A 12,214-nucleotide genomic window follows, 5' to 3' on the forward strand; every position below is an offset into this window, starting at 1 on the left:
ATGATCTAAAGTGGAAGTTTCAGAGCGCACCACACAACGTCGAATACTAATAAATCGTTGATCCAAGGAGAGTCTCAATGCCCCATGTTCCTGTTGCAGAGCTCAAAGATTATGTCGGGAAGGAACTCGGACGTTCCCCATGGCTCACCATCGACCAGGAGCGCATCAACCTCTTCGCCGAGGCGACCGGTGACTTCCAGTTCATCCACGTGGATCCGGTCAAGGCCGCACAGACCCCGTTCGGCAGCACCATTGCCCACGGTTTCCTGACCCTGTCGCTGATCCCCAAACTGATGGAAGACATCCTCGTGCTGCCCCAGGGCCTGAAGATGGTGGTCAACTACGGCCTGGACAGCGTGCGTTTCATCCAGCCGGTGCCAGTCAATTCCAAGGTGCGGCTCAAGGTCGACCTGACTGAAGTCACCGAAAAGAAACCCGGTCAGTGGCTGCTCAAGGCGACCGCCACCCTGGAAATCGACGGCCAGGAAAAACCGGCCTATATCGCCGAGCCGCTGTCGCTCTGTTTCGTCTGAAATCCCTCCGATGCGAAACAGCTCACGCTGTTTCGCTCAACCTCTCTATATATAAGACACACCGCTGCGGCATACTCGGTCCCCTAATTATCCGGAACCCGTTATGCGCCCACTTGCACCCCTGGTTTTGACCCTATTGCTCAGTGCCTGTGGCGACGGCGAATCGCTGTTGCCGCCCGATGCCCGCCTGCCGGACGGCGGGCGCTATCGAGGCGACCTGGTCAATGGCCTGCTCCAGGGACAAGGGCGCATCGACTACCCCAACGGCAGTTGGTACGCCGGCCAGTTCGACAAGGGCCAGTGGCATGGCCAGGGGGAATGGCACGGCAGCAACGGCGAGGTCTATCGCGGCCAGTTCCAGCAAGGGCTGTTCCATGGTCAGGGCACGCTGACCACCAAGGACAGCAGCTACAGCGGCGGCTTCAAGCTCGGCCGCCGGGATGGCGAAGGCACCCTCAAAGAAGACGGCATGACCTACCGCGGCGAATTCAAGGCCGACCTGTATTCGGGCCTCGGGCGCCTGGAACTGGACGACGGCAGCCAGTACCAGGGCCAGTTCGCCAAGGGCAAGCCCAATGGCGAAGGCCAGCGCAGCGACGCCAGCGGCAACCAGTTCACCGGCAACTTCGTCAACGGCCAGCTGGAAGGCAACGGCACCTTCAACAGTGCCGAAGGCGACATCTACGTCGGCGGCTTCAAGCACAACCAGCTCAACGGCAAGGGCCGCTACGAAAACTCCGACGGCGACGTCTGGATCGGCCAGTTCAAGGAAGGCGCCCTGAGTGGCAAGGGCGAACTGACCGGCGCCGACGGCAGCCACTATGTCGGCACCTTCAGCGACTGGCGCTTCAGCGGTGAGGGGCGGCTCAACCTCAGCGATGGCAGCTTCTACGTTGGCGGCTTCGACAGTGACAACTACCAAGGCCACGGCGTGCTGGTACTGCGCGATGGCAGCGTGCAAAGCGGTGTGTGGAACAACGGCCTGCGGGTTCGCGACGCCGATGGCAAGCTACTGCCAGACCCGCTGGAAACTGCGCTGCTGGTCCAGGGCCGCTTGCTCAAGGAAGCCCTCGATACGGTGCCCGCCTCCACCCCGGCCATCGAACTCTACAGCCTGACTCTGGCCGGCGACGGCAAGCAGAGCGTGTTCCTGCGCGAGGCCGACTATGTCAGCAACATGCTCGCCAGTCGCTTCGGCGCCTACGGCCAGATCCGCCTGGTCAATCACCGCGACCACCTGATGAACCGGCCCATGGCCACCCGGGAAAACCTGCGCCGCGCCGCCCAGACCCTGGCCGAACGCAGCGGCCCGGAAGACCTGGTGTTCATCTACCTCACCAGCCACGGCACCAGCGCCCACGAACTGGTGCTGGACCAGCCGCGCCTGGAGCTGGCAGACCTGCCCGCCGATGAACTGGCCACCGCCCTGGCCCCGCTGAAGAACCGCGACAAGATCATCGTCATCTCTTCCTGCTACTCCGGCGGCTTCATTCCGGCCCTCAAGGATGAGCGAACCCTGATCATGACCGCATCCCAGGCAGACCGGGTGTCCTTCGGCTGCTCGGAAGAGGCCGACTTCACCTACTTTGGCGATGCCCTGTTCGCCCAGGCGCTGAACCAGACCGACGACCTTGAGCATGCATTCAAGCTGGCCCGGGGCATAGTTGCCGAGCGTGAGCAGGCAGACGGCTTCGAAGCGTCGGAACCGCAGATCTGGGCGCCCAGAGGCGTCATTGCCCATTGGCAACAATTGCGCAAACAGCAGGCACGAAAGGCCCTGCAGAGTGTCTCTATAAGCAGCAAGGAAGCACAGAGCAACTAAGCTGAAACAGTATCAAGGGGGAATGACCATGTACTTGACGCCTCAGCATATCCTGCTCGCCGGCGCCTCCGGCCTGACCGGGGAGCAACTGCTCGATCGTCTGCTCAACGAGCCCACCATTATCCGTGTTCTGGCACCCAGCAGACGCCCACTGAGCGAACACCCACGCCTGGAAAACCCGGTCGGCGACCCCGCCGTATTCCTGCCGCAACTCAGCGGCAAAGTGGAAATCGCCTTCTGCTGCCTGGGTACCACCCTCAAGCAGGCCGGTTCCGAAGCCGCTTTTCGTGCGGTGGACCTGGACATGGTGGTGGCCTTCGGCAAACGCGCGCGGGAGCTGGGCGCACGGCACCTGATCGTGATCAGCGCCCTGGGCGCCGACCCCAAGTCGTCGATCTTCTACAACCGGGTCAAAGGTGAAATGGAAGAAGCGCTGAAACTGCAGGGCTGGCCACAACTGACCATCTGCCGACCATCCCTGCTGCTGGGGGATCGCATCGAACCGCGCCTGGGCGAACAGCTGGCCGGACCACTGTCGCGGCTGATACCGGGCAAGTACCGCGGGATCGAAGCCTGCCAACTGGCCCGGGCCATGTGGCGCCTGGCCCTGGAAGAGCAGACCGGCACGCGGATCGTCGAGTCCGACGAACTACGCAAGCTGGGCAAATGAATCGCTCGCCCGCAAGCCGCTCCTGCACGTACCTGTAGGAGCCGGCTTGCCGGCGAAGCACTACAACCCGCCCGTTGCCTGAAACCCCACCCCCAATACCGTCAGCACCGACAGCGGCAGCAACAGGGTATCGAGCAGGGCACTGGCTGGCAGATCCACGCCAGGATAGCTCGGTGCCTCGGCGCCAAAGCGGTCCATGGCGCAGCACCCACCCTGCATCGCATACAAGTCCAGGCGCGTCCCCGAATACACCACCGGCGCCCCGGGCTGGGCGGCATTCAAGGTCCGGGCCGTGGCACAGCCGCCCAGTTGCAGGGCGGCCAACAGCACCAGCAGGGACTTACTCATCGCTGCTCAGATGATGCTCGCCCCAGCGCGGCAACATGTCCTGCGGGATGTTCAACAGATTGAGAATCCGCGCCACGACAAAATCCACCAGGTCATCGATAGTCTGCGGCTGGTGATAGAAGCCCGGCGAGGCCGGCAGAATGGTCACGCCCATGTTCGACAACTTGAGCATGTGCTCCAGGTGGATGCTGGAGTACGGCGCCTCGCGAGGCACCAGAATCAACTGCCGGCGCTCCTTGAGGGTCACGTCCGCGGCGCGCTCGATCAGGTTGTTGCAGGCACCGGTGGCAATCGCCGACAAGGTGCCGGTGGAGCACGGCACCACTACCATCGCCGCCGGCGAGCCGGAGCCCGAGGCCACCGGCGACATCCAGTCCTCCTTGCCATAAACGCGGATCTGCCCCGCCGACGCACCGGTGTATTCGGTGAGGAAGGCCTGCATGGTCTGCGGCTTGGGCGGCAGGGTCACATCGGTTTCCGTGGCCATGACCAATTGTGCAGCCTTGGAGATCAGAAAATGCACCTCTCGGTCCTCACGCACCAGGCAGTCCAGCAGGCGCAGGCCGTACTGGGCGCCCGAGGCACCGGTCATGGCCAGGGTGATGCGTTCCGGGCCGTTGTTCATCGCAGCGCCTCGGCCAGTTTGCCGTGCAGGCCGCCAAAGCCGCCGTTGCTCATGATCACCACCTGGGTGCCCGGCTTGGCCTGGCTCTTCACCCGCTCGATGATGCCTTCCAGAGAGTCGCTGACAATCGACGGCACCGTGCACAAGGCCGCCGTGGCGGCCAGGTCCCAGCCCAGGTTGGCCGGGGCATACCAGATCACCTGATCGGCCTGGTTGACGCTTTCCGGCAGGCCATCGCGGTGCGCGCCAAGCTTCATGGAGTTGGAGCGCGGCTCGATGATGGCGATCACCGGGGCATCGCCAACCCGCTTGCGCAATCCATCCAGCGTAGTGGCGATGGCCGTCGGGTGATGGGCGAAGTCATCGTAGATGGTCACGCCATGCACTTCGGCGACTTTCTCCATGCGCCGCTTCACGCTCTTGAACGCGCTCAGGCCGGCAATGCCCATCGACGGCACCACGCCCACATGGCGTGCCGCAGCCAGGGTGGCCAGGGCATTGGCAACGTTGTGCTGGCCGGTCAGCTCCCACTCCACCACGCCCTGGCTCACGCCTTCGAACATCACCTCGAAGGCCGAACCGTCGGCGCTCAGCAACTTGACCTGCCACTGGCCGCCAGCGCCGGTAGTCTGCACCGGGGTCCAGCAGCCCATCTCGATCACCCGCTGCAAGGCAGGCTCGGTGGTGGGATGGATCACCAGGCCTTCGCTGGGAATGGTCCGCACCAGATGGTGGAATTGCCGCTCGATAGCCTGAAGATCAGGGAAGATATCCGCATGGTCGAATTCCAGGTTATTGAGGATCGCGGTCCGTGGGCGGTAGTGGACGAACTTCGAGCGCTTGTCGAAGAAGGCGCTGTCGTACTCATCAGCCTCGATCACGAAGAACGGCGTACCGCCCAAGCGCGCGGAGACGGCGAAATTCTGTGGCACGCCGCCGATCAGGAAGCCCGGGCTCATGCCCGCATGCTCCAGGACCCAGGCCAGCATGCTGCTGGTGGTGGTCTTGCCGTGGGTCCCGGCCACCGCCAGTACCCAACGCCCCTGCAGCACATGGTCGGCCAGCCATTGCGGGCCGGACACATAGGGCAGGCCCTTGTTCAGCACGTACTCCACCGCCGGGTTGCCGCGGGACATGGCATTGCCGATCACCACCAGGTCCGGCGCCGGGTCCAGCTGGGCAGGATCGTAGCCCTGGGTCAGCTCGATGCCCTGGGCCTGCAGCTGGGTGCTCATGGGTGGATACACGTTAGCGTCGGAACCGGTGACGTGATGGCCCAGCTCTTTGGCCAGAACCGCCATCGACCCCATGAAAGTGCCGCAGATACCGAGAATATGGATGTGCATAGTCGACCTCGAAAAACATCGGCGCAGGTTAGCGTAGAGGGCTGCAAATCGCACCCATTAGCTGACCGGGAGGTTGCTGCTGGCCTGCGCTGGCGCAAGCCCGACGGGCCGCCAGCTCGGACTAGCGCGCGATGCCGTGCTTGCGCAGCTTTCTATAGAGGGTGTTGCGGCTCACGCCCAACTGCTCGGCGGTATGGGTCATGTGCCAGCGCTGCTGCTCCAGGGCCGCCAGCAACGCCACCCGCTCGGCGTCCTCCAGTGGCCGCTCCAGCACCTCTGCTACCGCTTCGCCCAGCGGCGCCGGGCGGCTGTGGCGGATCAGCGGCGGCAGATCATCCAGGCCAATGCGGCCGTTTTCACACAAGGCCGCCAGGGTGCGCAGCACGTTGCGCAATTGCCGCACGTTACCCGGCCAGGAATAACTCAACAGGCTCTGGCGCACCGCGTCCTCCAGCATCACCGGCTGGCCGCCCGCCTCTTCGGCCAGGAGGAAATCCAGCAACTGGGATTTGTCGCTGCGATCGCGCAAGGCCGGCAAGGCGATCTCCAGGCCATTGAGCCGGTAATACAGGTCCTCACGGAAGCTACCGTCGCGCACCCGCTCCAGCAGGTCACGGTGGGTCGCGCTGATGATGCGCACGTTGACCGGTTGCGGCTCGCCGCCGATCGGCACCACCAGCCGATCCTCCAGTACCCGCAGCAAACGGGTCTGCAGGGCCAGGGGCATATCGCCGATTTCATCGAGGAACAGGGTACCGCCGTCGGCCTGCTGCAACTTGCCGCGCATGCCCTCCTTGCGCGCCCCGGTAAAGCTGCCGCCGCGATAACCAAACAGCTCGCTCTCGATCAGGCTTTCCGGGATAGCCGCGCAGTTGAGCGCGACAAAGGCCTTGTCCGCCCGCGCGCTGCCCTGGTGCACCGCCTTGGCGAAGGCCTCCTTGCCGGAGCCGGTCTCGCCATTGATCAGCAACGGCACATCGCGCTCGAACACTCGCGAGGCGCGGCGAAAATCGTTCTGCAGGCCGTCATCCCCCAGGCAGATCCCCGAGGGCCGCGCCGGCGCAATGGCCTGCGGTGCCCGCAGCACCGCTGGTTGTGCGGCCGGCTGTGGCTGGCCGCGCAACAAGGCGAACAGGCGTCGCCCGTCCCGGGTGCGCAATGGCCAACTGGCGCTGGCATTGATACTGGCGCGGCCGAGCAGTTCATCCAGGGAGCAGTCGAAAAAGCTTTCCACCGGCTTGCCCAGCAACCCGCCGCGAATATGCCCCAGCAGGTTCAGGGCGCTCTGGTTCACCGCACAGATCCGGCCATCGCCATCGAACGCCAGCAGGCCCTCGCTGAACAGCCCCACCGACTCCGCCTGCAGATGAAAGCGCAGCAGCCACTGGTTCTCGAAATAACGCAGGAAATAGCAGCTCTCGATCATCTTCGCCGACAGGTTGACCAGGGCCATGGTGTGGAACTGGCTCTGCCGGGACACGTCCTGGCGCGCCGACGACACATCCAGCACCGCCAGCAACTCGCCATGGGGGTCGAACACCGGGCTCGCAGAGCAGGTCAGGCCGGTGTGCCGGCCGCGGAAATGCTCGCCCTGGTGAATGGTCAGCGGCTGGCGCTCCACCAGGCAGGTGCCGATGCCGTTGGTGCCCTCCCGGGCCTCGCTCCAATCGGCGCCCAGCCACAGTCCGGCATGCTCGAAGATCTTGCGTTCGCTGGGGGCGGTAATGCAGTTGAGGATCACGCCCCGGGCATCGGTCAGCAGCACCGCATGCCCGGCGCCGGACAGTTGTTGGTGCAGGTTGGCCATCTCGGTGCCGGCTATCTGCAAGACATCTTGCAGGCGCTCGCGGCTCTCCAACAGGCGGCCATGTTCAAGCACCGTAGGGGCCATGACCTGGGCCGGGTCGAGATGATAGTCCTCGAGGCAGCGCAGCCAGGAGCGGGCAATGGAAGGATCGCTGCCCGGGCCCTGCAAATGAGCCTTGCCCTGGGCCACGGTGAGCACCTGCTGGGCATGCCGGCTCAAGTAATTGCTAGTGTGCATTTCTTATTATTCTCCTGCTGCGCTGTCACGCTCAGACGAAATACTGTCGCCACTGCCGGGCTGCAATCGACTATGAAGGAGGAATGCTCATCAGACTTGTCCGACAAGATTCGACACGCGAACCAGCATCCTCCAGGCGCTGCTGCATTGCAATGCCGGCTTGACTCCCGAGTCACAGGTTGTGCCACTTAGGTTACAAACTGTCACTCAAGCCTGTACCGGATCCGTCACAGCGCCCCGTAGCGGCCCTCTCGAAACATCCGCAAACCCTTGATGCATATGGCCTGTAGCACGCTGGCCCGACCTTTGCTCTACGCTTGATATGCGCTACGGCGCGTCCTCCCCCATAAGCATAAAAGCCAGGAGATACCCACCATGCGTTACGCACACCCCGGTACTGAAGGCGCTATCGTTTCGTTCAAGAGCAAATACGGTAACTACATCGGCGGCGAGTTCGTCGCGCCTGTCAAAGGCCAGTACTTCACCAACACCTCGCCGGTCAACGGCCAGCCGATTGCCGAATTCCCCCGCTCCACTGCCGAAGACATCGACAAGGCCCTGGACGCCGCCCATGCCGCCGCTGACGCCTGGGGCGCGACCTCGGTGCAGGCGCGCTCGCTGATCCTGCTGAAGATTGCCGACCGCATCGAACAGAACCTCGAACTGCTGGCCATCACCGAAACCTGGGACAACGGCAAGGCCGTGCGCGAAACCCTGAACGCCGACATTCCCCTGGCCGCCGACCACTTCCGCTACTTCGCCGGTTGCCTGCGGGCCCAGGAAGGCAGCGCTGCGGAAATCGACGGCAACACCGTGGCCTATCACATCCATGAACCCCTGGGCGTGGTCGGGCAGATCATTCCGTGGAACTTCCCGATCCTGATGGCCGCCTGGAAACTCGCCCCGGCCCTGGCAGCGGGCAACTGCGTGGTACTCAAGCCCGCCGAGCAGACCCCGCTGGGCATCACCGTGCTCATGGAAGTGATCGGCGACCTGCTGCCACCCGGCGTACTCAACGTGGTGCAAGGTTTTGGCCGCGAAGCCGGCGAAGCCCTGGCCACCAGCAAGCGCATCGCCAAGATCGCCTTCACCGGCTCGACTCCGGTGGGCTCGCACATCATGAAGTGCGCCGCCGAGAACATCATTCCGTCCACCGTGGAACTGGGCGGCAAGTCGCCGAACATCTTCTTCGAAGACATCATGCAGGCCGAGCCCAAGTTCATCGAAAAGGCCGCCGAAGGCCTGGTGCTGGCATTCTTCAACCAGGGTGAAGTCTGCACCTGCCCATCCCGCGCCCTGGTGCAGGAATCGATCTACGACGAATTCATGCAAGTGGTGATGAAGAAGATCGAGCAGATCAAGCGTGGCGACCCACTGGACACCGACACCATGGTCGGCGCCCAGGCTTCCGAGCAGCAGTTCGACAAGATCCTCTCCTACCTCGACATCGCCAAGAACGAAGGTGCGCAGCTGCTCACCGGCGGCAAGGTGGAAAAACTCGAGGGCGACCTGTCCAGCGGCTACTACATCCAGCCGACCCTGCTCAAGGGCACCAACAAGATGCGCGTGTTCCAGGAGGAAATCTTCGGCCCGGTGGTCAGCGTCACCACCTTCAAGGACGAAGCCGAAGCCCTGGCGATCGCCAACGACACCGAGTTCGGCCTGGGTGCCGGGGTCTGGACCCGCGACATCAACCGTGCCTACCGCATGGGCCGCGGGATCAAGGCCGGCCGCGTGTGGACCAACTGCTACCACCTGTACCCGGCCCACGCCGCGTTCGGTGGCTACAAGAAATCCGGCGTCGGCCGTGAAACCCACAAGATGATGCTCGACCACTACCAGCAGACCAAGAACCTGCTGGTGAGCTACGACATCAACCCGCTGGGCTTCTTCTGATCGATCCTCCCGGCGGCCCAGGCCGCCGGGAGGCCTTTTCGCGGCCTTGCCGCACAGGTTCACCTGCTCTGATCCGGTGCCGACGGCTTGCCGGACGGGACACTGCTGTCGGAAGTTCTGCGCCAAACCAGTCGTGCACAGACCCTGCTTGAAAAACAATAACAAGGGACAAACGCAATGGATCAGATCGGCAACTACGTGCTCTACCTCATCATGCTCTGCGCCGTACTTGGCGCCTTCGCCGCCATCTATGACAGCGAGCGAGGCCTGGGCAAGGAATTCATGGAAGGCATTCACGCCACCGGCTACATCTTCGTGCCGGCCGCAGGCATCATGGCCTCCATCCCCTATCTCACCGTGGTCATCGAAACCGTCTTCGGACCGTTCTTCAATTCCCTGGGAGCCGATCCGGCCCTGGCGGCGACCATGATCATCGCCTCGGACATGGGCGGCTATCAGCTGGCCTCGGCCCTGGCCGCCAGCAAGGAAGCGCTGGTAATGGCGCTGATCACCGGCTTCATGGGTGGCGCCACCATCGTCTTCTCGATCCCCATGGGCCTGGCGATGCTCGACAAGCGCGACCACAAGTACATGGCCCTGGGGATCATGTCCGGGATCCTCACCATTCCCGTGGGCGTAATGATCGCCAGCCTGATCCTGGCTTTCAGCAACCCGCAGGTACGCGAACTGGTCAGCACCAGCGGCGAAGCCAGCTACCAACTGGCCCTGGGCCTGGGCAGCATCTTCGCCAACCTGCTGCCGATCCTGATCTTCGTCGTGGCCCTGGCCCTGGGCCTGCGCTTTTTGCCGGACATGATGATCAAGGGTTTCATCATCTTCGGCCGGGCCATGGACGCGGCGATCAAGCTGGTACTGGTGTTCTCCATCGTCGAGTACTTCACCGGGGCCTTCTCCGCGGTGTTCGGCGGCTGGGGCTTCCACCCGATCATCGCCGACGCAGAGGACCAGACCCGCGCCCTGGAAACCGCCGGCTACATCGGCATCATGCTGGCCGGCGCCTTCCCCATGGTCTACCTGCTGCGCAAGTACCTGGGCAAGCCCCTGGAAAACCTCGGCGGCAAGATCGGCCTCAGCGCGGTAGGCAGTGCCGGCATGCTGGCCACCATCGCCAACATCCTGGCCATGTTCCGCCTGGTGCGCTTCATGCCGCCCAAGGACAAGGTGGTGAACATCGCCTTCGGTGTCTGCGCCGCCTTCCTGCTGGGGGACCACCTGTCCTTCACCGCCAACTTCCAGCCGACCATCATCCTCCCGGTATTGATCGGCAAAATCAGCGCCGGCTTCGTCGCGGTGGGACTGGCCTATTGGCTGTCGGTGCCCAAGGCCCTGCAACTGGAAGCCCAGGACCGGGCTGCCGGAATCATCGGCGAAGGCGAGTACCTGGGCGGCACGGCCCTGGAAACCCCGGAACCGGCAGGCCAGAAGGCCACGGCCTGACTCCGTCGCGGCGAGGAACGCCTGCATGCAAGCCTTCACCGGCGGCGCCCAGGTCTTGCTGCTGGGGCTGGACTTCGGGTCCACCACCAGCAGCGTGCTGATTGCCCAGGCCAGCCTCAGCAGCCACTGCATCACCGGGCGCATGGCCCTCAACGAACCCCGGGTGCTGTTTCGCGGCGACCCGGTGTTCACGCCCTTCAAGGATGAGGTCATCGATGAAGCCGCGATCCGCGGCCTGATCGAAACCTGGCTTGAACAGGCGGACGTGCGTCCGCAGCAGTTGTTTTCCGGCGGGGTGATCATCACCGGGCTGGCGGCCCGTCGGCACAACGCCCAGGCCCTGGCGCAACTGGTGGGGCAACTGATCGGTAACGCACTGATCACCCGTGCCGACGATGGCGGCCTGGAGTCCTGGCTGGCGTTCATGGGCAGTTGCTCGGCCCTGAGCCGCTTTCACGCGCAGCAGCCCATGCTCAACCTGGATATCGGCGGTGGCACCACCAATGCCGCCTGGGGCCTGGAGGGCAATGTGCTGGCCAGCGGTTGCCATTTCATCGGTGCCCGGCACCTGCAATTCGAGCCGGGCAGCTATCGGCTCAGCGGAATGTCGGAGTTCGGCCGGGCCCTGCTCGATCACCTGGCGATTGGCAAAACATCCGGGCAACTCCTCGACAGCTCACAACTGCAGGCCGTGCTGGATTGGTACATCGACGCCCTGCTGGCGCTCGTGTCGGGGGACCGAGCGTTCTTTGCCAGCCCGCTGGGCCGGTTGACGGAGCAACTGCCGCTGAACCTGCCGGCTCACGAACCTGATGTGGCGCTGACCTTTTCCGGTGGCGTCGGCGAGTTGCTGTATCGGCACTTGCAGGGTGAAACCCTGCCCGGCACCACCCACTACGGCGACCTGGGCATCGACCTGGCCCTGGCCATTGCCCGCCAGCCGCGGCTGGTGCGTGACGCCCGCCGCCTGGTCCCGGAAAACCGTGGCCGGGCCACGGTCTACGGGCTGACCCTGCACAACACCGAAATCTCCGGCAGCACCTTGTTCCTGCCCCGGCCCGAAGCACTGCCGCTCAAGGACCTGCCCATCGTGGCCCGTCTATCGGTGCGCGCCTCCCGGCAGCAACTGGAGGCGGCCCTGAAACTGGCCCTGAGCAGCCGCGACGGTGCCTGCCTGCAACTGCTCGATGGCGGCCAGGCGCCGGGCCTGGAAGAAATACGCCACCTCGGCGCCCTGCTGTGCCGGGCCCTGGGCACTGCCCGCCCGGCAGCCCAATGGCCGCTGGTGCTGCTGTTGGAGAGCAACGTCGGCAAGGTCCTGGGCAACTACGCCACGGATTGGGGGCGCAGTTCTTGCAACCTGATCGTCATCGACGAAGTACGTGAACGCTCGGCGCACTTCATCAATCTGGGAACACCCCATCAGCACATAGTGCCCGTCGCCTTTTACGGTGTGCACTGATGCCGATGCC

Annotated in this window: 10 protein-coding genes; 6 read left to right on the top strand and 4 right to left on the bottom strand. The window is 64.0% G+C overall.

Annotated elements, in window-relative coordinates; genetic code table 11:
• The first annotated feature begins 77 nt into the window (after positions 1-77).
• The 3 genes from BLS75_RS28765 (at position 78) to BLS75_RS28775 (ending at position 3,025) form a co-directional block, all read left to right on the top strand.
• Entirely contained in the window at positions 78-533 is a 456-nt protein-coding gene (locus BLS75_RS28765; RefSeq protein ID WP_015637175.1) for a MaoC family dehydratase, read from the top strand.
• Positions 534-636: 103 nt separating this feature from the next.
• Positions 637-2,355 (top strand): C13 family peptidase, encoded by a 1,719-nt coding sequence (locus BLS75_RS28770; RefSeq protein WP_011063681.1) that lies wholly within the window; start codon positions 637-639, stop codon positions 2,353-2,355.
• A 28-nt stretch (positions 2,356-2,383) separates the two neighbouring features.
• Positions 2,384-3,025, top strand: coding sequence for an oxidoreductase (locus BLS75_RS28775; RefSeq protein WP_072453046.1), 642 nt, complete (start codon positions 2,384-2,386; stop codon positions 3,023-3,025).
• 60 nt (positions 3,026-3,085) lie between these two features.
• On the opposite strand, the gene BLS75_RS28780 is transcribed toward BLS75_RS28775, so the two are convergent.
• From BLS75_RS28780 to BLS75_RS28795, 4 genes are all read right to left on the bottom strand, one after another.
• Positions 3,086-3,373, bottom strand: coding sequence for a YceK/YidQ family lipoprotein (locus BLS75_RS28780; protein ID WP_011063683.1), 288 nt, complete (start codon positions 3,371-3,373; stop codon positions 3,086-3,088).
• Complete coding sequence (gene ubiX, locus BLS75_RS28785; protein ID WP_011063684.1) at positions 3,366-3,998, bottom strand: flavin prenyltransferase UbiX; 633 nt, start codon at positions 3,996-3,998, stop codon at positions 3,366-3,368. The genes BLS75_RS28780 and ubiX overlap by 8 nt, the downstream gene beginning before the upstream one ends.
• On the bottom strand, positions 3,995-5,344 hold the full coding sequence (gene mpl, locus BLS75_RS28790) for a UDP-N-acetylmuramate:L-alanyl-gamma-D-glutamyl-meso-diaminopimelate ligase (protein WP_072452897.1): 1,350 nt from the start codon (positions 5,342-5,344) through the stop codon (positions 3,995-3,997). The genes ubiX and mpl overlap by 4 nt, the downstream gene beginning before the upstream one ends.
• 121 nt (positions 5,345-5,465) lie before the next feature.
• The gene (locus BLS75_RS28795) at positions 5,466-7,388 is read right to left on the bottom strand and encodes a sigma-54-dependent Fis family transcriptional regulator (RefSeq protein WP_072452895.1); all 1,923 of its coding nucleotides are present in this window, start codon (positions 7,386-7,388) and stop codon (positions 5,466-5,468) included.
• Positions 7,389-7,763: 375 nt separating this feature from the next.
• On the opposite strand from BLS75_RS28795, the gene BLS75_RS28800 reads away from it, so the two are divergent.
• The 3 genes from BLS75_RS28800 (at position 7,764) to BLS75_RS28810 (ending at position 12,204) form a co-directional block, all read left to right on the top strand.
• The gene (locus BLS75_RS28800) at positions 7,764-9,284 is read left to right on the top strand and encodes an acetaldehyde dehydrogenase ExaC (protein WP_011063687.1); all 1,521 of its coding nucleotides are present in this window, start codon (positions 7,764-7,766) and stop codon (positions 9,282-9,284) included.
• A gap of 177 nt (positions 9,285-9,461) precedes the next feature.
• Positions 9,462-10,742, top strand: coding sequence for an ethanolamine utilization protein EutH (gene eutH, locus BLS75_RS28805; protein WP_011063688.1), 1,281 nt, complete (start codon positions 9,462-9,464; stop codon positions 10,740-10,742).
• A gap of 25 nt (positions 10,743-10,767) precedes the next feature.
• Entirely contained in the window at positions 10,768-12,204 is a 1,437-nt protein-coding gene (locus BLS75_RS28810) for an ethanolamine ammonia-lyase reactivating factor EutA (RefSeq protein WP_072452893.1), read from the top strand.
• Positions 12,205-12,214 lie beyond the last annotated feature (10 nt).

The sequence above is a fragment of the Pseudomonas sp. NFPP12 genome (genome assembly GCF_900103205.1).
GTDB classification, from domain to species: Bacteria; Pseudomonadota; Gammaproteobacteria; order Pseudomonadales; family Pseudomonadaceae; genus Aquipseudomonas; species Aquipseudomonas protegens.